The sequence below is a fragment of the Njordella calcicola genome, assembly GCF_056494125.1.
Map to the genome: position 1 here is coordinate 1830033 of NZ_CM151396.1, position 20431 is coordinate 1850463.

The window sequence follows — 20431 nt, forward strand, 5'->3', positions numbered from 1 at the left end:
GTTTTTCTTTGTTGGTTTACGAAGCCCGGTTCTTCGAAACCGTCCCAGTCACGTGCCGCATTGTCCATCGAATACATCCTCGAAGTTATCCGAGCAATCAATCATCCTATTCTAACAAGAGTCGCTCACAGCAACCGCGTTGCGTCAAGGAAAGTGAGAAATTTTTTCAAACCGCGAAACGAGATTACCGCATACTTTAGCCAAAATTTTACTTGACAAACGGCCGCCGTTTCGACTTGTACAATGCACATTTTCAGGCACATTTACCATTCATGAAGAAACAAGATCGAGCGAACTATGTGCTGCAACGCCTAGGCGAATTGTATCCGAATCCGGCTGTACCGCTGGACCACCATGATGACTTTTCGTTGTTGATTGCGGTTTTGCTGAGCGCCCAGTGCACCGACAAAATGGTCAATAAGGTGACGCCGAATTTGTGGGCCGTTGCCCGAACCCCACAAGCACTGATCGAGTTGGGCGAAGACCGGATCCGCGAAATCATTCGACCGTGCGGACTCAGCCCTCAGAAGGCAAAGGCCATTGCTGCTTTGTCTCAAATCCTAGTGGACAATTATGAAGGCAAAATCCCTACGACGCTGGAAGAACTGGAAACACTACCCGGTGTCGGGCATAAAACAGCCAGCGTGGTGATGTGCCAAGCTTTCCAGCAACCTGCTTTTCCTGTCGATACACATATCCACCGCTTGGCGGCCCGGTGGGGCCTGTCGGACGGAAAAAGCGTCACGCAAACCGAACGCGACCTCAAGAAACTGTTTCCGGAGGATGCCTGGATCAAGCTGCATCTGCAAATCATCTACTACGGTCGCGAACATTGCTCGGCCCGTGGTTGCGACGGGACCGTTTGCGAAATTTGCAAAACCCTCTATCCCAAACGTAAGCCTTCAACCAAAAAAGCATGAGCATTGTTTGGCGGCTGATGAATCGTCGCCGAACGCAAGCAATCTCCCCGCTTCATTCCATTGTGTCATCCGATGCTTACGCGGTCCGCGACAGAGATCACATTGCCCGAGCAATTGGTCCCAATCCCACAGATCTACCCATACTGTGCATTGCTCCAACTGTGTACTTGTCAGCTCGCGTTGGCACTGGATCACAAGCTGTTCGACTTCGCTCGCGGTCGGTGGTGCGTACCAACCGTTACTAGCCCATCGCTGCAGCGGTCCCCAGTTGGCTCGCGTAGGGATCAAACTGATGTGCTTAACACCCCATGAAATCGCGTGGTGGATTGTTTGCATGTTCCGTTGCTGCCAGTCAATCAATCGTCCCTTTGGGTGCGGTGGTTTTACCAGGACAAACACGCGGATATCAATGCCCATGCTCATCCACTTCTCAATCGATCTGCGAGCTCCATCGCAAGTCATTTCTTTGTTCAAAAGCTTAAGAGTGTCGTCGTCGGTCGACTCCAAACCAACCGCGATTTCAAGTTGGGCGTCCAGCAAATCGTTGAATCGAGTAATATGTCGATTGTCAAAGCGAGGATGATTCTCGACGACCACGCGGTGGAAGTTTTTACAAAGCTCTGCGATCTGCGAGTAATCTTCGACTGGAACCGCTAGCGGGTCGAAAAAGTTACTGGCATTATACAGTTTGATCCAATCCGATTGCTTTCCATCGGTAAGCACTCGGCGGAGTTGATCGGGAATGCTTCCTTGGGGGGTCGCACCAAGTATCGTGTGTTGCCAAAGGTCACACATCGTACACGCCAGCGGGCATTGACGTCCCAGCAAGAAAACTGTCCGCGTGCAATACAAATGAGGCCCGCGGCGTTCGACTTCGATAATCGACTGGACGTCCGTTGCTTGTGCCGTATGAGTTTCCTCTGCGGCCGGAAACTTTACTCGTTGCCGCTTGATCGATGAGGAAGAGTCTGCACGTAGCTCCATACGTTAGACCCACATGGATCGAAATGCGTCGCGATACTCTTGCTCGTGCAATGGGAATAGCGTAGCAGCACGCTCTGGTGCAACGCTGCCATGTTGGAACCGACACTTTTGAAAGATAGGCATGTCGATGTTGCACCAATGAGCGATACCTGCCGCGACAACCTGACCTTTCAACGCATATAACTTTTCGTGATCCCAGTTGGTAAGTTCGACAAAAGGAATCCCTTCCGCCACTTCGATCACTTCTGGAACCGCAAATGGGCTGAAGCCTTCGAATCCCAAGCTTGCCGCTGGCGCCCACGTCCGGATATGGCCGCGGCTTTGACCTCCCGAGTAAGTCAGCGAATGCTTGATTGCATGCACACCCCAACCCTCCTGATACAACATGAGATTGTTGAGCACACTGCGAATGGTTAACTCCGGATTTTCTTCGATGGGATAGTCCTTCAAGTTTTCATCGCCACCGTCGCCATCGATCAAGTGTTTCCAATGTGGGTAACGCTTGCGAATACCGCGGCAGAGCGCAAGAGCCATCGCTCCGCTTTGGACGTCAAGTGGCTTGTAGTCTTCCAGCACCGCCACGGTCGCTTTCCAATCAATGTCTGCTTGAGTAGCATCGATCACCTCCCACAGCATACTGATCCCACAGGCTTGAACAAAGCGAGCCGCTTGATCCGCGTCACTCGACTGCCCATCAACACGCAGTGTGAATGCTTTTAATCGAGCCGGACTCTGGCCACGTTCTAGTAGCAATTGATTCAGCGTTAGCAAAAGCGCACCCGAATCGATTCCACCCGAAAACAAAACGCCAAGCGGTTGGGCTGTGTCGATCGTGTCCAGGTATGCGTTGCATACCGTTCGCAGTGCGCCAATGTAGTCACGTCCGATCGATGCTACGTCCGCTTTCAACCGGTCTCGCTTGGGCGTAAAGTAGCGTTGGTATTTAGGATTCGGATCTGGGCAACCTACTAATTCGATTTCGGTAACGTAGTGAGCGGGCACCATCCGCGTATAAGATGGGTGGAATTGGTCACCGAGGCCCAACTCGATCAACCGCTGCCGGATTTGCTCCATCCTCTCCGCGATGATCAGGCATGGCCCGTCGATTTGTTTGGCAAGAAAGTATCGCATAGGTCGACCAATCGATCTGGCCATGCGTACTTTACGTCCTTCGATCGCTGCAATTGCGAATTGTCCCGAGATCTGCTGCACTTTTGAAGGATCGCCGGTTCGGACCAGATGTTCCGCCTGAGCATAATCGATATTGAGCAAAACATTCCCGGATGGATCCATCAGGTTTTCCACTCGAGACAAATATTGATGCGTGTGCATAGTTTGCAAGAAACTGAAAGGGGTACAATCGAAAGATGCGATCATTATAGCTAATTCAAGATTCTTCAACATTCGCCATGACGAAACACACCATCCGCCAAGAACTCCAAGTCATTCTGGGGTTTGTCGCCATCCTGTGGGCGATCTACTTTTTGGATCGGCTCTTGCCAGTCCAGTTTACTTCCTGGGGCTTGATTCCTCGGACGTTGCAAGGTGTCGTAGGAATCTTCACCATGCCGTTCTTGCATGGTTCACTAGGACATTTGATCGGGAATACTATTCCATTGATCGTCTTGCTTTCGTTGATGGCGGGTTCTCGAGCCAATTCCACCGCGACCATCCTCTCTATCGCGATTTTGGGTGGCGGACTGTTGTGGTTCATCGGCCGCAACAGCATCCATGTCGGTGCAAGTGGACTGATTTATGGCTTGATCACCTTTCTGCTTTTGGCAGGCTATCTAGAGAAACGGCTAGTATCGATTTTGGTCGCCTTAGTTGTCTTCTTCCTCTACGGATCGACGTTGATCTTCGGAGTTTTGCCAACGGCCGGCGTCTTTGTCTCGTGGGACGGACACTTGGCGGGTGCCATTGCAGGCTGCTTGGTCGCGTTATTTGAGACGAAGCAATTGAAGGGCAAGGGAATTGCTGTGGCTCAACGACAAACGCCCTAAATACTCAAGCCGTGCATTTGCAAGCTGGCGTAATCGATCTGACCATTTTGCAAAGCAAGCCAAACCAACAAACCTTTTTGCACGTGCATACGATTGCCTGCTTGCTGGACGACGATACTCTGGCAACTGTCGATCACGCCGTCGGTAATTTCTAAACCACGATGCGCCGGTAAGCAGTGCAAGATCTTGGCGTGGCTGGGCGCATGTGACATTAGCGCCTCGTTCACTTGGAAAGTTGCAAAGTCACGTTTACGCTGATCAGCTTCATCTTCTTGCCCCATCGACACCCAAACATCGGTGTAGATGAAGTCCGCAGATTTCAGCGCTAGCTGAGCATCGGTTGTTTGTTGGAAGTCGACACGATGCTTGGCAGTGATCGAATCGACTAGTTCCGTTGGCATACCATATTCGGTTGGGCCGAGCATGGTGAAATGAACGCCTGCCAAAGCACACGCGTGGAACACGGATCGGGCGACGTTGTTAGCGTCACCCACAAACACAAGATGTTTGCCTGCCAGCGACGGCATCAATTCCTGCATGGTCATCAAGTCCGCCAGCGCTTGGCAAGGATGCGAACGATCGGTCAGGCCATTAATGATGGTCATGCAATCATGTTCGGCCAGTTCGAGTACGGTATCATGCGAATTTGCGCGACAAACCAGCGCATCGCAGTACTGAGCTAAAACACGTACAAAGTCAGAAACACACTCTCGCTGTTTCCAGCCGACATCGTTGGTCAGATAAATTGCGGAACCGCCCAGTTGGATCATGCCAGCTTCAAAGCTGAGTCGTGTTCGCAAGCTAGGTTTTTCAAACAACAAGGCGATGGCTCGATTCTTGAGCAAGCTGGGACGCTCGCCTCGCTGCAGCATCTCCTTCAACTGATGTGACAGTTGCAGAATGACTTGGAATTCCGATGCAGTTAAATCGTGCAGAGTTCGTAAATGTCGATTCTTCATGTGAAAACGAGCCTTCGTCGGCAGCCCAATATCATAGCTCTTACAGTTGAGCATACATTGTGAGGTTGCAACCTACCGAAGAACTTCTCCTTTTGAACGGTCGGAAGTGATCTCAGTTCCAACGCCAGCGGTGGTGTAAATTTCTAGCAACAAGGAATGGCGAAGCTTCCCGTCAACGATGTGGACTTTGCCCACGCCCCGGTTCAACGTCGATAAGCATGCTTCTACTTTTGGAATCATCCCGCCAACGATGACACCATCATGGATCAATTTTTTGGCCTCAGATGCAGACATCGAATGAATGACGCTGCTTGGATCATCCTTGTCCCGTCGGACGCCGTTGACGTCGCTGACAAAAATAAGTTTCTCGGCCCCCAATGTTTCCGCGACCGCCATCGCTGCAGTATCCGCATTGACGTTATATTTTTGTCCGTTGGCATCGATACACATCGACGGGATCACTGGGATCTGTTCGGTATAGGTCAACGATTCGATTGGCTGTCGATCGACCTTGGTCACGTGTCCGACGAAACCCAAGTCGAGTGGTTCGCCCGTGGATTCATCGACGGTTAATTTTTCACCAAACAAAACGTTCGTCGTTTTGAAACTTAAGTTCATGGCGCGGCCGCCAAGTTTTTCAATATCCGCCGTTACGTTCTCGTTGACGGTACCCGCCAATGTTGCTTCAACGATTCGCAGCACGTTCTCGTCGGTAACGCGACGTCCCTTGACCCATTTGGGTTCAATCTTGGCTGCTTCCATGGCCTTGTTGATCGACGGGCCACCACCATGCACGATAACCGGACGCATGCCCACGGTTTCCATGAAAATGATGTCCAGGAGAATATGATGCATGGCCACTCGGTCATCCATCATCGAACCACCTAATTTGATGACCGTAGTTTTCCCGCGAAATCGGCGAATCCATCCCATGGCTTCAATAAGAGTGTCTGCCTTGGCGATCGCTTCATTCACGATGAATAACTTCCTGAGGGTGTGGCGGTTCAAAACAAAATAACGCTCGGAGGGCCGAGCGTTAGACGCTATGACAATGATTTTAATTAGTACCAGCCCGCGGGGACGCCTGCGCCAGCAACAATCCACTGAGAATTTTAACTGGTTGGGCAACGTGCATGTGCAGCGGGAAAAACTTGAGAATTTACCTTGAATTACCCGACTGTGTCAATCCAAGGGAGGCGATCTCTGTACTGCTTATCGACTTCAAAGCCCTGCTTTAACGAGTAGTCGGCGTTTCTTGGTACGTTTCCTTGAACCATAATCGCAGCATGTCCTTGGTTTGTTGGACGCGTCCCCGTAATCTGGGTAAAACTCGCGGGGCCGAGGCAGTCCAGACGAACTGCGAGACCGCGTGAGCTCCTAGTCGGGACTTGTATTCTTCGTCTCCGCGCATTAGATCGTAGGCCTTGCAGCCAAGTCGAGTGGCATGTTGCATCGCCGCCAAATTCATCAGAATACCCGGTCGGAATTCCAGCAAGTTCGGCTCGATCCCCGTCATATAGACACTCAGCCGTTCCTGGCTTACAGCTCCCAGCATCCCCGCAGCCAGCTCTCCATCCAAGTAATAGAGAGCAGAAAACCAAGATTTCTCTTTCCATAACGCTTGGCAAGCTGCGTGCAAAAATTCGCTGAATCCCGCTGCCGCCGTGCAGCCCCCTTCGCCTTTGGAATTCCATCGCGATTGGTGCAGCAAACTGATGGCACTCACGTGCGACTTCGCTTCCTCCCAGGTCTGAGCGACTTGTTGCACAAAGCGTCCTGTGGTCAAGAAATTTTTTATGTCGCGGCGTACCTTGCATCGCTGCCCGTGAGACATCGAATTGCGAATGCAGTTATCTAACGAGTCCGCGAGCGTGATTTCTCGACAAACTTGATCGGTTGTCTCGGCGAAATCTGAGTTGAAGTATTTCCGCATCGCCAACAAGAAACGGTTCATCGCATGACAATCGTTCCGCACACCCTCCAATCGCAGGGTGTCCCACTGGCCTGCAAGTCCTTCTGCAAACAAATGCTGTGCAATGCACTCGGATGCCTGCTGTTCATGACCGCTTGCGCAATATATACCTAAATTGTCGCTACAAACTCTACCACTGCCCAGAAGTTCTAGATTCCTGCCCGAACGCGATGCGTCGCGATACAGAGGCAGATACGCTACAACCGTTCTTTCAAATCGAACGACAAGTATGCACAATTGGAGTTGATTGGTTTGATAGACCTGCCACCAAGCGTTCAGCCATGCAAACCGTCGCGTGAAGTACGTGCCAGCCAACAAATCGAACGAATCGCGATGTGATTGCCACGCATCAACCGATTCGATTGTTTCTACCGTGTACACTGCTCAACCTATCGAAATGCAAAATTGAAATCCTACTCCCAGGTCCTCCGTGGTCGTATGCCGATGAAGTTGTTCTTCTTGGAGGAATGTGATTCCCTTCGTGCAACTAGCTCAAGCGGGAAGCCCTAAGACAGATAGTTTTAGGTTGCAGATGCAGGTGCAGCCCCTGGCTTGGTCTCCAATGCTGCACAAAACTGCATCGTCTGAAGTTAGGCAAAGGAAAACTTGCTACAACCGCTACAACCATCCGTCACAAGATGTCCGGTTATTGATCGCCTGCAACCGCAAAATCGATTCAGATGCGGCTTCGATTGATGACACTAAAGATCAGTAACGCTTAGTATTGCAAGACGCTGTAGACCGGGTAATCCTTCAAGCGATCTCGACCGCGAAGCCCCTCAAGCTCGATTGCAAAAGCGCAGCCTACTACTTCACAATCGCTGTTCTGTAGCAGCCGACAGCATGCTTCCACGGTCCCGCCGGTGGCCAGCAAATCGTCAACAACAAGTACTTTTTGGCCTGGTACGATCGCGTCTTTGTGAATCTCCAAAGTGTCCTGCCCATACTCCAAATCGTAGCTGAAGGAATACCTATCGTGAGGCAACTTTCCTGGCTTTCGCACTGGTACAAATCCAGCGTCCAGCTCCACTGCCAACGGTGACGCAAATATGAAGCCTCGCGCTTCTGCGGCGATAATCACGTCGATGTCCTGTTCACGAAATGGGGCTGCTAGTCGCCGAATGATCTCGGTAAATGCAATTGAATTGCCCAGCATGGGCGTGATGTCACGAAACAGAATTCCAGGCTTTGGGAAATCAGGGATATCTCGGACGTAACTGTACAGATCAAGATCGGATTTCATTGTCTCTCGTGGGAAACGGGAAAATGGACTAAGACGTAGGGATCAGTTCCTTGTCGAAGCACGTATTCTAACGAAAAACGCCGAGCCCGTTGAGGCTCGGCGTTTTAAACTTTGTTAGCAAACGATGAATGCTTACAGGATCTTGTCGATCGATTGGCCAGGTACTGGAATGAAGTACTTCCCGCTTTCGTCGGGTTGCAATGGCGCAGGGTCTTGGAACGAGTTCAAGCTATCGAAATCCGCCAGAGCGAGTTTGCTGTTGATGCAATCGTCCCAGCTCAATTTCTTACCGGAATAAGTTGCCATACGACCCATGATTGCCGTCATGGTGCTGTGAGCACCGTACTCAGCTTCGTTAGGGATTTCCCCGTTCCGAATCGCTTTGAATAGGTCCACGTGTTCGTGTTCCCAACCGTTTTCACTTGCCGGTGCGGTCCAAACGACTTTATTGCTGGAGTCGTAGATCTTGCCGCCTGAAATGTCGGCCCAGCCCTTGGTGCCATGAGCGAACTCTTCGACCGAGCCCCAGGTGTTGGGGATGTGACGGCATTGCGACAACATCTTGGTGCCGTTGGGGTAAGTGAACTCAATCATATGATGATCAAAGATTTGGCCAGTGTCATCTCCCTTGCGGACCTCGCGGCCCCCCTGCCCTTGAGCCTCGACAGGATGCGAATTCATTAGCCAGTTGATGACATCCAAATTATGGATGTGTTGCTCTACGATATGGTCCCCGCTCAACCAATTAAAGTAATACCAATTATTCATTTGGTATTCCAGTTCCGTTTGGTTGGGCTCGCGATTGCGAATCCAAACGCCGTCGGAGTTCCAGTAAGCGCGTGCAAGAATGATATCGCCGATGGCTCCATTTTGCAGTTCTTGAATAATGGCACGGTAACCGGTTTGATGATGGCGTTGCAAACCAACCGCGACAGCAAGTTTTTTCTCCAAGGCGATCTTGTTGGCCTCCAGTACGCGTCGCACTCCGGGGGCATCGCTGGCAACCGGTTTCTCCATGAACACGTGCTTGCCGGCCTTCACCGCAGTTTCAAAATGCAGGGGGCGGAAGCCTGGTGGAGTTGCCAAAAGCACCATGTCGCAATCGGACTCGATCACTTTTTTGTATGCGTCCACTCCGACAAACTCACGGCCTTCCGAATCGACGCGATCTTTATATCGGCTGCGAATACCCCGCTTGGCACTGTTCAATCGGTTCTCAAACGCGTCGCCGAAAGCGACAATCTTTGTGTTTGCATCAGCCGCCAGTGCTTGCGTGGCGGCTCCCGTTCCTCGCCCTCCGCAGCCAATCAACCCTAATTTAATAGTGTCATCTCCAGCGGCGTACGCGGAGCGGGAGATAGGCAAAGTGCCTGCAGCCAATGAACCGCCAGCAATCAGTGCTGAAGAGTTCTTCAAAAAATTTCGCCGCGAATCGCTCGATTTTTCCACTGTCTCGATTTTGTTGTCACTTAATGTCTTATGTCCCATGGCAATTTGCTCTCTTTGGGTATTGCGATTAAATAAGCCGCTGATGCCATCCAGCGATACCGTAACTTCCACTGTAGCAGGACTGCGGCTGCTTGCAATCCAGAACAACCGCCCACTACGCGGATCAAAAGGCAAAAACCGGGTGCTTATTTTTCACAACGCGGGTTGTCAAAAATCGATAGAGGTATACAGTACAGGAGTCGGAAGAAACTTTTGTCGGTCAAGCAAAGCAAGAATTGCTAGCGAATGTCTACGATTGAATACCAAAATACGGAAGCTGACAAGTCAAGTTCAACGACGGGTGCGCAGAACTCGATCCGGCCTGTTGATCAATTGGTGCTGGAATTGCTGCGTAAGGAGCCTGGGTTGACCGTGACTGACCTCACCGAGAGGTTAGAGGTGACGGCAACAGCCGTTCGGCAGCGGCTGGACCGGCTAGAGGAAATGGGCCTGATCGAACGCGAGAAGTGCTCGACTTCGCGAGGGCGTCCTGTCTTCCAGTACCGTTTGACGACTTTAGGCTGGCGTCGCGTAGGGGTGGACTACATGGAGTTCGCCACGGCGATGTGGGACGTGGTGCAAAAGTTTCCAGATAAAGCGGTGCGGCAGCAGTTGCTGGATGCGGTCTCGCAAAAGATGGGGCGAATGTATGGTCAATTGCTGCCTACGGGTACATTGACAGAACGAATTTTTGCGATGGTCCAAGTGCTGAATGACCGGAATGTTCCGACACGAGTTGCGAACTTCGGCAGTTTGCCAGTCATAGAAGTGCAAGCTTGTCCGTTCCCCGACTTTATGGACGATGACCAGAATCGATCGATCTGCGAATTGGAACAGCAGGTTTTAAGCGAAGCCATTGGGCAGCCCTTGGAACTTAGTTGTTGCCGTTTGGATGGTCATCAATCGTGCCAGTATCGATCGGTGTCGCAACCGATGGCGAACCCATAATCAAAACAATCCTAATTTTACTTTCATTTTTATTCCTACTGCTTCAACAGTTGTTATGAGTCACACACTGCAAATTGTCGATCTTCACGTGTCTGTTAACGATAAGCCAATTCTGCGAGGCGTTAATCTGGAATTAAAGTATGGGGAAACCCACGCTTTGATGGGGCCAAACGGTTCAGGCAAAAGCACGCTGGGGCTGGCGATTATGGGGCATCCCAATTATGTGGTCACCCAGGGTCAGATCCTGTTGGATGGTGTCGATGTCACCGAGATGGAAGCTGACCAGCGAGCCCGTGCGGGTGTCTTCATGGCTTTCCAGCGGCCGGTTGCGATTCCAGGCGTGAAGATGGCTGACTTCTTGCGTCATGCCGCTACCAACGTCCGCCGTCCGGACCGCAAGGAAGGCGAAGAGCTGATTCCGATGCGAGAGTTTCGCAAAGAGCTACGTGGCAAGATGGAGCAACTGCGGATGGATGGCGAGTTCGCGCGTCGCTACGTGAACGATGGCTTCTCGGGCGGCGAAATGAAGCGAGCGGAGATCCTGACCATGGCGATGTTGTCGCCTAAGTTCGCTATCTTGGACGAAACCGATTCGGGGCTGGACGCTGACGCAGTCCGCTTGGCATCGACTTCGATCGCTGAGATTGGTCGCGAGAAGATGGGTCTGCTGATCATTACCCACCATGACAAATTGCTAGAGCACAATCGGCCCGATGCGACGCACGTGATGTTGGGTGGTCGTATTGTGGAAACTGGCGGTCCTGAACTGGCTCGTGAGTTGCACGATACAGGTTATGACCGAATTCGCAAAGCGTACCCGGAGGCCGACGCCGCGAATCAAGAGATGCTTACAAGCGACGAGCCCGTCGCCGCTGTTTAACTCCCTAGCTTGCATTAGCAACTGGACAATGATTCCGACGGCCCAAAGTGGCTGTCCGAACAACGAATTTGAATGCAACGATTGGTGTGAGCGTTTCCGATGCTACCAACGAGTGCAGGTATCTGTTCAATATACAAATTAAGAGACGAAAACCATGGCAACTGACTTAGCATCCAACGACTCGATCGGTGAGATCAACAAATACGACTTTCGTACGGAAAGCAAAGCGGTCTTCAAAGCTCGGAAAGGCATCGACGCTGAAATCGTGAACCAGATTTCAGAAATGAAAAACGAGCCTGCGTGGATGCGAGACTTCCGTTTGAAGTCCTTAAAGATGTTTCAATCGCGTCCTGTGCCCAAGTGGGGCGGAGATATCGCGGTCGACTTCCAAGACATTTTCTATTACTTGAAGCCAACCGACAAGCAAGGCCGCTCATGGGATGATGTTCCTCAGGAAATTAAGGATACGTTTGACAAGCTAGGAATTCCTGAAGCTGAGAAGAAATTCTTGGCTGGAGTGAAGGCTCAATTCGAGAGCGAAGTGGTTTATGGTTCGCTGAAAGAAGACTTGGCAAATCAAGGCGTGATTTTTACTGATACCGATTCAGCGGTTCGAGACTACCCCGACTTGGTGCGCGAGTATTTCGGCACTGTGATTCCACCCGGTGATAACACTTTCGCGGCACTTAATTCTGCCGTGTGGTCTGGAGGTTCGTTCATCTATGTGCCACCAGGGGTCAAGATCGAGTTTCCTCTGCAAGCTTACTTCCGCATTAATGCTGAAAACATGGGTCAGTTCGAGCGCACGCTGATCATCGTTGACGAGGGTGCGAGCATTCACTACGTAGAAGGCTGCACGGCTCCCATGTACTCTTCCGAATCCTTGCATTCCGCAGTGGTCGAGATCATTTGCAAACGCGGAAGCCGCTGCCGATACACGACAATTCAGAACTGGGCTAACAACATTTATAACTTGGTTACCAAACGTGCTTATGCGTACGGTGACGCAACCATGGAATGGGTGGATGGTAACCTAGGCAGTAAACTGACGATGAAGTATCCTGCGGTCCATATGTTGGAACCAGGTGCCCGTGGTGAGATTCTGTCGATTGCGTTCGCGTCCAAGGGGCAACATCAAGACGCAGGAGCAAAACTGGTTCATGCTGCTCCACATACGACCGGTCAGATCATCAGCAAGTCGATTTCCAAAAATGGTGGTCGCAGCAGCTACCGTGGTCTGGTTCGTGTTGAAGCTGACGCTGCCAAGACACGCTGCAATGTTGTTTGCGATGCCTTGATCTTGGATCCAAAATCGCAGAGCGATACGTATCCTTACATCGAAGTGATGAACCAAGACGTCTCCATTGGTCACGAGGCCAGTGTCTCACGTATTGGTGAAGAGCAATTGTTCTATTTGATGAGCCGCGGCTTAAGCGAACCGGAAGCCAGTACGATGATCGTCAATGGCTTCATTGAACCGCTGGTCAAAGAACTGCCGATGGAGTATGCCGTTGAAATGAATCGGCTGATCCAATTGCAAATGGAAGGTTCCGTCGGTTAAGCCGCAAAATCAGCACGTCCTAGTATCCATTCAAATATTCCACCTATTCAACATTTATGTCTGTTACCGTCACTCCGTCCAAGTTCAACTCAGTCAGTTTCGATGCCTTTTTGGAGAGTCGAAATGAACCTGAGTGGATTGTCGCTTTACGCAAAGAAGCCTTCGAGCAGTTTGAGTCGATGAATTGGCCTGATCGCCGCGATGAAGACTGGATGCGTAGTGATTTGCGACCATTCAAGTTCGATGCCTACTCGGTAACTGCCGATTCAACCAGTACTGATATTGAATCGCCAGTTCGTTTGATCGACGATGTGGAATTGGCTGGACAGATTTTAAGCGTTGACGGCATAACGACCAAAGAGTGGCTATCGCCTGAAGCGGCCAAGCAAGGCATTGCCTTCTGCAGTCTGCAACAGGCCCTGCATGATCATCAAGAGTTGGTCCGCGAGTTCTTATGGACTATTACAGATTCAACGGCAGATCGATTTGCGGCGTTGCATGCAGCCACTTGGAAAGGTGGTTCATTTCTGCATGTGCCACGCAACCAAGTGCTTGAAAAGCCGGTTCACATTCACGCGGCTGTATCCAGCGGAGGCTACGATAGCGGCCATCAATTGATCGTGATCGGCGAAAATGCGGAGGCAACGGTGCTGTTTGAGTCTGCGAGCCCGACAGAAACCGATGGCGGTCTGCTTTGCGGTGGACTTGAAATCATCGTTCAACCTGGCGGTCGTTTGCGGCTGGTCAACTTACAAGATTTAGGTTTGAACGTGTGGATGTTCGCTCATCAAAAAGCCATCATTCACCGCGATGCCAGCATCCAATGGACGATTGCAGCAATGGGTGCTAGGTTTTCCCAAGTGTCACAGCAAGTCGCTTTGGTGGGGGAAAACGCAAACAGTCAAGTGAACGGGGTTATGTTCACTCGCGAGAATCAGCAATTGACCTACAACACTCTCCAAGAACACGTGGCAAAGAATTGTCGTAGCGATTTCTTGTACAAATCGGCGCTGCAAGACAAGTCACGGACTGTTTGGCGTGGCCTGATCAAAGTTGCACCTGGTGCATTTAAAACGGATGGTTATCAACGCAACGATAATTTGATGTTGAGCAACGAATGTCGGGCTGATTCCATTCCAGGTCTTGAAATCAAAGCTGACGATGTTCGTTGTACACACGGCAGTACTTCAGGACGCGTGGATGAAGAACTGATTTTCTATGCGCAATCACGAGGGTTCACTCGACAAGAAGCGATCCGTATGATTGTCACAGGCTTCTTCCAGCAAATTTTTGACCGAATTACGATTGAAAGTGTTCGGAAGGCGCTTGGCGAAGCGATCGCTCGGCAAGTTCGACAGTACAAGTAAAGCCGCAATCAATACCTCAACCACACAGTCGGTTGCGCAGGTGTGACCACATGCCGTTCAGCCGATAGGAATGCCAACATGAGTGACTCAAACCTCTCTCCCGACCAAGATCCTGCCCACGTCACTTTGGAAGGCGGGAACCCTGACGTACCTGCCGCCAATGACAGCACCCAGCATGTTCCAGCTTCGGATACACCTAGCGATCAACCGGTATCGCCACCTAATCTCTCGGAAGACCGCGTTCGTGATGCTCTAAAGCAGGTTATTGACCCGGAATTGTTTGTCAATATTGTCGATCTGGGGCTGATCTATGACGTCACCATTGACTTGCAAGAAGATGGCAAGCAATCGGTGAAGGTCGAAATGACAATGACCAGTCCCATGTGCCCTGCAGGCCCGCAGCTTGTCGGTCAATCTCAGGCGGTGATAGAGCAACTGGAAGGGACCGGGCAAGTCGAAATCAAAGTCGTCATGGATCCGCCTTGGACACCCGATCGCATGACGGAAGACGCTCGCGATCAGCTTGGAATATTCTAATACTATGAGTGGCACTGAAGAAGATATTTATCAAGAGCATGTGATGGATCATTATGAAGATCCATACCATCGCGGTGATTTAGACAGTAAGACACATACTAGTCATGGCAAAAATCCGTTGTGCGGTGACGTCGTGTCGGTCAATCTAGAAATTGACCAGCAAGGTGTCATTCGCAAGGCCTACTTCGACGGACAAGGTTGCTGCATTTCGCAAGCGAGCGCGTCCATGCTGATGGAAGCTGTCGAAGGCAAAACCATTGCCGAAGTAACTGCCATGGGCGCGACGGAAATGTTGGACTTATTTGGCCCAAAATTGACTCCCAACCGCCAAAAGTGTTGCTTGCTACCATGGAGAGTGCTGCAAACCGCCGTCTTTTCGCCAGTTTCGGGCGAGCCCGCATAGTCTTCGACCGCTGTGGTTTACTTTCTGGAAAGCGAGTCGAGAAAATTGGGAACGGCCGTACTTGCTGGTGCTGTAATTTGTTCGTCGAAGGCGGACGATATGCCAGTCGCTTCTAAATTGATTTCGACACGTCGGCAATTGCGGGGTGTCTGTTGGACAAAGCCAGCGGCCGGGTAGACTTGTCCGGACGTACCGATTGCCAAGAACAAATCACAGCGTTCGAGTGCGGATGCAATCTGATTCATGTAGTAAGGCATCTCGCCAAACCAAACAATGTCTGGTCGCAGTTGACCGACCCACTCGGAATTCTCGGGGTGGATTGATTGATTGTCCAAATCCCCGTGCCAGCGATAGCGTTTTCCGGTGCACAAACAACGGGCCGAAAGCAACTCGCCATGCATATGCAGTATTTGTTGGCTGCCCGCTCGTTCGTGCAAATCGTCAACGTTTTGGGTAACTAACAGAAAACCGCCGTGGTGCGTCTGCTCAAAACGGGCTAATGCAATGTGGGCCGCGTTAGGTGCGACTTGACTATCCTGCAATTGCCGTCGACGTTGATTGTAGAAGTCGTAAACAAGAGATGGATTTCTAGCGAACGCTTCCGGCGTAGCGACATCTTCGATTCGATGGCCTTCCCACAACCCGTCTGAGCCACGAAAGGTTTTAAGGCCGCTTTCAGCGCTGATACCTGCTCCTGTTAATACGACGACATTCATGGCGATAGATTAGTTCTGTTAGGGCAGGAATTGGAGCCTATTCGATGCGGAAGTTGTCTCTCACTGTGGCTATGCAAATACAATGAAATCAATTCGGTTGCGATTAGTTTTCCAGCTTCTGCTTGAGAACCGCTTGAATAGCTTGCGACCACAAATCGTAACCCGCGTCGCTCAAGTGCAATTTGTCCTCGCGGAATAATTCTGGCTTGGGTTCACCCGTACTTAAGTCTAAATAAAGATGCTTCGTCGGGATGTAGTAACAGTTGGTTGTGTTGCGAGTTGTGTTTTGAATTTCGAGGTTCGCTTGCGAAATCAAATCCCATAAGTGCCAGCGTTTGGGAGTTGGAGTGATTTCAATGAAAAAGATGGGGGTAGTCGGATTCGTTTCTCGCGTACGCTTTGCAATGTATTGCGTCAGGCGGCCAACTTCTTCTGGTGAGATATCGCGGTCGTGATCGCCGGCAATATCGTTGGCTACAAAGTACAAGATGGCTTTTGGGCGATGCTGCTCCAGGAGTCGATCGACATAGATCGCCAAGTCGCTATAGCGAGCGCCGCCATAACCTCGGCGTAAGATGCTGTAGTTGGCCATGTCTTGGTCGATAGTGTCCCAAAGACGCACGCTGGATGATCCTAAAAACAAGAAGTCTTCCGGGCCTGCGATTTTTTGCTCATTCTTGGCCACCAAACTAGCAATGTCCTTTTCCCAAGCTTCTGCTTTTTCGCGGTAAATTTCCAGGGACTCGGCTTGAAGCTGACTGCAAAGGGCGATCAGAAGGAATGATTTAAGGAGCATAGTAGAGTCCTGTAGCAAGGGGTGGGTTTTGAGGCGGGCTGCGTCGGGAGATCATAGTATAGCTGGAATGTGGTTCGAGTCGGGCGACGGAAACGGGATTGCTCAACCCCGTCGCCGATGTACGATTACCCGAGCGTGCCGAAGAGAAGTCTCAACAATCGCAAGCGTGCCAACTTCTAGCGAATTGAGCTGGGAAGGTTTCAGGCATTTGCATGAGATTGGAGACGAACGACAGGGGATTTTGCACTGATTGCAGTTAGGTTAACACATGGGCCAGTTGAAAGGCATATTGCTGCGGAAATTAGAAATTCGCAAGGCGGCAGACAGCAGCGATCTGAGGCGAGTTTTGGGGCCATGGCAACTTACCTTTTTAGGGATCGGTGCGATCATAGGTACGGGCATTTTCGTACAGACTGGGACAGCGGCCGTGGGGTCAGCAGATCGCTTAGGTGCTGGGCCAGCGATTGTCGTATCGTATTTGATTACTGCTTTTGCGTGTGCTTTGGCAGCGCTTTGTTATGCCGAGTTTGCTTCGATGGTGCCCGTATCTGGGAGTGCGTATACGTACGCTTATGCTTCCTTTGGAGAAGTATTTGCTTGGATCATCGGCTGGGACTTGATTCTAGAATATGCGATTGGCAACGTCGGAGTAGCGATTGGTTGGGCAGGTTACTTGGTGCCAATATTGAGCGGGATCGGCGTTGATTTACCAGCTTGGCTAACCATTGATCCGATGACAGTGAGCAACGTGCTTGCGAGGCCTGAGCAGTTCACGCCAGAGATGGTGGCTTTTGTTGACAGCGCAGTGGGTTCTTCGCCAAATCTTGGGTTTCAGTTGTACTTTAACTTGCCAGCATTTTTAGTAGTGGTGTTCGTTACAGTCCTATTGTTGGTCGGGATCCGTGAGTCGGCCAACGCGAACTTCGGTTTGGTGTTGTTGAAGTTTGCGATGATTGCATTGTTCTTGTATGTAGGGGTACGCCATGTCGATTTTCAGTCGCATTGGTCCAGTTTCGCTCCCAATGGAACGAAAGGCATACTCACTGGATCGGCCGTTGTGTTTTTCGCTTACATCGGATTCGATGCTATTTCAACAACTTCGGAAGAATGTAAAAATCCGCAGCGAGATGTCCCGATTGGAATGTTGGCCTCGTTGGCGATTTGTGCTGTTTTGTATGTGTTAGTGGCGACCGTATTAACCGCGATGGTGCCATTGGCAGCGTTGAATAATGCTGAGCCCGTTGCGGCCGCGCTACGAGCAGTGGGGGAAGGTTCCGTTGCCACGATCATCTCGATTGGAGCGGTACTGGCGATGTTCAGCGTACTGTTGGTTTTTCAGTTTGGGCAGACTCGCATTTTTTATGCGATGAGCCGGGATGGTCTGTTGCCCAAGAAGTTCAGCAAAGTTCACGCAAGACTCGGTACGCCCATCTGGTCAACGGTGATCAGTGGGTTGATGGTCGGTATTCCTGCAGGTTTGATTGATATCAGTGTGGCAGCGGATTTGACGAGCATTGGAACCTTGTTTGCGTTTGCAGTAGTCGCATTAGGAGTGCTCTTCTTGCGTTACAGTCAACCGTCGACGCATCGGTCGTTTCGCGTTCCGCTGGCGAACGTAGTGTGCCCGACTTGTGCATTGATGTGCGTGATCTTGATGTTTAGTTTGCCGTGGGATACTTGGATTCGATTTATCGTTTGGATGGCAGTCGGTTTGGGTTTCTATTTCTTGTTTATTGTCCGTCGTCGTATGCGAGAGAATCTTGATGCAGCCACTTAATCTTCCTCCGTTAGATAAGCCGCTTGATGTTTTGGTGGTTGCTCCGCATCCTGACGACGCGGAGTTGGGCATGGGAGGTACGATTGTCAAGCTGATTGCCGGTGGATGGCGAGTGGGAGTTTTGGATTTGACCAACGGGGAGCCGACGCCTTATGGAACACCGGAGCTACGCGCTGCGGAAACGGCAGCAGCGACGGCTCATTTGGGTCTGACGTGGCGATACAACGCTGGGCTGCGCAATCGGTTTCTTGAGCCATCGTTAGAGAATCGCGCGATCCTAGCGAACATTTTTCGTTTTGCCCGGCCGCGTTGGTTATTCGCACCCTACTGGGAGGATGCTCATCCAGATCATACGGCGGCTACGCAGTTGGTTGAGGGGGCGAGATTTTGGAGCAAGCTGACCAAAAGTGATTTGCTGGGAGAGCCCTATCACCCTCAGCGGATTTTCTACTACTTCTGCATCCATTTGAGACTAGCAATACAGCCCACGTTTGTCGTCGACATCAGCGAGCACTGGGCAGCCAAAAAAGCAGCCCTGGAGAGCTACCATAGTCAACTGGTGCTTGGCCGCAGCACGCAGTGGCCCACCTTTATCGATCGTGTCGAGCATGAGGATCTGAATTGGGGACGCCTAATCGGGACACTCTACGGCGAACCGTTTCAGAGTCGCGAACCGATTGGGCTTAGCGATTTGAGCGGGCTGATCTAACGGCACTGCCCTCGGGCGGAGGTGGCTGGCAGCGAATTAACCTTTAAAAGCTGAGCCGCCCCGATTCTTTGTTCTGTCGGGATCTGCTACATTATTCGCAGATTGAGGGGATTTCGTAGACGCCAAAACGAGAAGACGCTAGAGAGCAGCAACAAGACATGACGAATGTGGTGATGCCGTTTGTTGAACGGTTGGAAAAGAATATCGAGTCGGTTGTTTTAGGTAAGCATGATGTCGTCAAGATGGTGGTCGTTGCGTTGCTGGCTGGCGAGCATCTGCTGTTGGAAGACGTGCCCGGCGTGGGCAAAACGTTGATCGCCAAAGCCCTGGCCAAAAGCATCCAAGGTAATTTCTCTCGAATTCAGTTTACGCCAGACCTCTTGCCCAGCGATATTCTGGGAACCAGTATCTATAACTCGAAGTCAGGCGAGTTTGTGTTTGCGCCTGGCCCCGTATTTGGAAATGTGGTGCTAGCCGACGAGGTTAATCGAGCTCCACCGCGGACCCAAAGCGCTCTGCTGGAGTGCATGAGCGAGCGCCAGGTCAGTGTCGATGGTCATGCACATCAAGTGCCCAGTCCTTTTTTGGTGATTGCCACGCAGAACCCGTTCGAGTTTGAGGGTACGTATCTGTTGCCTGAGAGCCAATTGGATCGGTTTTTACTGCGAATTGAAATTGGTTATCCTGATCGAGCGTTTGAACGGAATATCTTGCTCAGCCACAACATGGGTGAACCGGTCGACAAACTAGAACCGGTCGTAACACTTGAAGAAGTCAGTAGTGCGCAGCGACAGATACGGCAAGTCAAGTTTGAAGAATCTGTTTTGGATTACCTGCAAGACATTGTCGATGCAACGCGTCACGCGCCTGACCTGCAAGTAGGAGTCAGCACGCGAGGAGCGTTGGGGTATTATCGAGCCGCGCAAGCGATGGCTACCATCCATGATCGCGATTATGTGACACCTGACGATGTCAAGCAATTGGCCATTCCGCTGATAGCGCATCGAGTGGTTCCCCGTGGGTTGGCGGCAGGAACGGACCGTAAAGCGGTTGAGGCAATCGTGCGTCGCATATTGGATACAGTGAAGATTCCAACTTAATTGTGCGTAGGGCGGCAGTAGGCTTTGTTGGTCGGTGGTTCCGCTGGTTGGCGGTTCTGCTGAACGGT

General features: G+C 51.1%; 20 protein-coding genes. 11 read left to right on the plus strand and 9 right to left on the minus strand.

Annotation, left to right across the window (positions count from 1 at the left end; genetic code table 11):
* Window positions 1–272: 272 nt before the first annotated feature.
* Window positions 273–920, plus strand: coding sequence for an endonuclease III (gene nth, locus SH302x_RS06950; RefSeq protein ID WP_479368006.1), 648 nt, complete (start codon window positions 273–275; stop codon window positions 918–920).
* On the opposite strand, the gene SH302x_RS06955 is transcribed toward nth, so the two are convergent.
* Both SH302x_RS06955 and SH302x_RS06960 read right to left on the minus strand, forming a co-directional pair.
* A complete protein-coding gene (locus tag SH302x_RS06955) occupies window positions 903–1904 on the minus strand; it encodes a hypothetical protein (protein ID WP_479368007.1) in 1002 nt (333 codons plus the stop codon). The genes nth and SH302x_RS06955 overlap by 18 nt on opposite strands.
* 3 nt (window positions 1905–1907) lie before the next feature.
* Window positions 1908–3197 (minus strand): asparagine synthase-related protein, encoded by a 1290-nt coding sequence (locus SH302x_RS06960; protein WP_479368008.1) that lies wholly within the window; start codon window positions 3195–3197, stop codon window positions 1908–1910.
* A 116-nt stretch (window positions 3198–3313) separates the two neighbouring features.
* Between SH302x_RS06960 and SH302x_RS06965 the strand changes: the two genes are divergently transcribed.
* Entirely contained in the window at window positions 3314–3907 is a 594-nt protein-coding gene (locus SH302x_RS06965) for a rhomboid family intramembrane serine protease (protein ID WP_479368009.1), read from the plus strand.
* Here the strand turns inward: SH302x_RS06965 and argF are convergent.
* The 5 genes from argF to SH302x_RS06990 all read right to left on the minus strand — a co-directional run bounded on the left by argF (window position 3904) and on the right by SH302x_RS06990 (window position 9569).
* Complete coding sequence (gene argF, locus SH302x_RS06970; protein WP_479368010.1) at window positions 3904–4866, minus strand: ornithine carbamoyltransferase; 963 nt, start codon at window positions 4864–4866, stop codon at window positions 3904–3906. The two genes, SH302x_RS06965 and argF, sit on opposite strands and share 4 nt — an antisense overlap.
* 72 nt (window positions 4867–4938) lie before the next feature.
* A complete protein-coding gene (argB, locus tag SH302x_RS06975) occupies window positions 4939–5841 on the minus strand; it encodes an acetylglutamate kinase (RefSeq protein ID WP_479368011.1) in 903 nt (300 codons plus the stop codon).
* Between the two features lie 259 nt (window positions 5842–6100).
* Window positions 6101–7219, minus strand: a complete 1119-nt coding sequence (locus tag SH302x_RS06980) for a GNAT family N-acetyltransferase (RefSeq protein ID WP_479368012.1) — start codon at window positions 7217–7219, stop codon at window positions 6101–6103.
* Window positions 7220–7556: 337 nt separating this feature from the next.
* Entirely contained in the window at window positions 7557–8081 is a 525-nt protein-coding gene (locus tag SH302x_RS06985) for an adenine phosphoribosyltransferase (protein WP_479368013.1), read from the minus strand.
* Between the two features lie 132 nt (window positions 8082–8213).
* A complete protein-coding gene (locus SH302x_RS06990) occupies window positions 8214–9569 on the minus strand; it encodes a Gfo/Idh/MocA family protein (RefSeq protein ID WP_479368014.1) in 1356 nt (451 codons plus the stop codon).
* Window positions 9570–9815: 246 nt separating this feature from the next.
* On the opposite strand from SH302x_RS06990, the gene SH302x_RS06995 reads away from it, so the two are divergent.
* The 6 genes from SH302x_RS06995 to sufU all read left to right on the plus strand — a co-directional run bounded on the left by SH302x_RS06995 (window position 9816) and on the right by sufU (window position 15265).
* Complete coding sequence (locus SH302x_RS06995) at window positions 9816–10517, plus strand: helix-turn-helix transcriptional regulator (protein ID WP_479368015.1); 702 nt, start codon at window positions 9816–9818, stop codon at window positions 10515–10517.
* A gap of 55 nt (window positions 10518–10572) precedes the next feature.
* Window positions 10573–11397, plus strand: a complete 825-nt coding sequence (sufC, locus tag SH302x_RS07000) for a Fe-S cluster assembly ATPase SufC (protein ID WP_479368016.1) — start codon at window positions 10573–10575, stop codon at window positions 11395–11397.
* A 154-nt stretch (window positions 11398–11551) separates the two neighbouring features.
* Window positions 11552–12958 (plus strand): Fe-S cluster assembly protein SufB, encoded by a 1407-nt coding sequence (sufB, locus tag SH302x_RS07005; RefSeq protein WP_479368017.1) that lies wholly within the window; start codon window positions 11552–11554, stop codon window positions 12956–12958.
* Window positions 12959–13014: 56 nt separating this feature from the next.
* A complete protein-coding gene (gene sufD / locus SH302x_RS07010) occupies window positions 13015–14325 on the plus strand; it encodes a Fe-S cluster assembly protein SufD (protein WP_479368018.1) in 1311 nt (436 codons plus the stop codon).
* A 78-nt stretch (window positions 14326–14403) separates the two neighbouring features.
* Window positions 14404–14862: a metal-sulfur cluster assembly factor gene (locus SH302x_RS07015; RefSeq protein WP_479368019.1), complete on the plus strand. Its 459-nt coding sequence runs from the start codon at window positions 14404–14406 to the stop codon at window positions 14860–14862.
* 4 nt (window positions 14863–14866) lie between these two features.
* Window positions 14867–15265 carry a Fe-S cluster assembly sulfur transfer protein SufU gene (gene sufU / locus SH302x_RS07020; RefSeq protein WP_479368020.1) on the plus strand — a complete coding sequence of 133 codons (399 nt, stop codon included), beginning with the start codon at window positions 14867–14869 and terminating at the stop codon, window positions 15263–15265.
* A gap of 17 nt (window positions 15266–15282) precedes the next feature.
* Here the strand turns inward: sufU and SH302x_RS07025 are convergent, their stop codons facing one another.
* Together SH302x_RS07025 and SH302x_RS07030 are read right to left on the minus strand one after the other, a co-directional pair.
* Entirely contained in the window at window positions 15283–15981 is a 699-nt protein-coding gene (locus SH302x_RS07025; RefSeq protein ID WP_479368021.1) for an NAD-dependent deacylase, read from the minus strand.
* A 103-nt stretch (window positions 15982–16084) separates the two neighbouring features.
* Complete coding sequence (locus SH302x_RS07030; RefSeq protein ID WP_479368022.1) at window positions 16085–16777, minus strand: GDSL-type esterase/lipase family protein; 693 nt, start codon at window positions 16775–16777, stop codon at window positions 16085–16087.
* 268 nt (window positions 16778–17045) lie between these two features.
* Between SH302x_RS07030 and SH302x_RS07035 the strand changes: the two genes are divergently transcribed.
* From SH302x_RS07035 to SH302x_RS07045, 3 genes are all read left to right on the plus strand, one after another.
* Window positions 17046–18554: an amino acid permease gene (locus SH302x_RS07035; RefSeq protein ID WP_479368023.1), complete on the plus strand. Its 1509-nt coding sequence runs from the start codon at window positions 17046–17048 to the stop codon at window positions 18552–18554.
* On the plus strand, window positions 18541–19263 hold the full coding sequence (bshB1, locus tag SH302x_RS07040) for a bacillithiol biosynthesis deacetylase BshB1 (RefSeq protein WP_479368024.1): 723 nt from the start codon (window positions 18541–18543) through the stop codon (window positions 19261–19263). The genes SH302x_RS07035 and bshB1 overlap by 14 nt, the downstream gene beginning before the upstream one ends.
* 173 nt (window positions 19264–19436) lie before the next feature.
* Window positions 19437–20363: an AAA family ATPase gene (locus SH302x_RS07045; RefSeq protein ID WP_479368025.1), complete on the plus strand. Its 927-nt coding sequence runs from the start codon at window positions 19437–19439 to the stop codon at window positions 20361–20363.
* The last annotated feature ends 68 nt before the right edge of the window (window positions 20364–20431 follow it).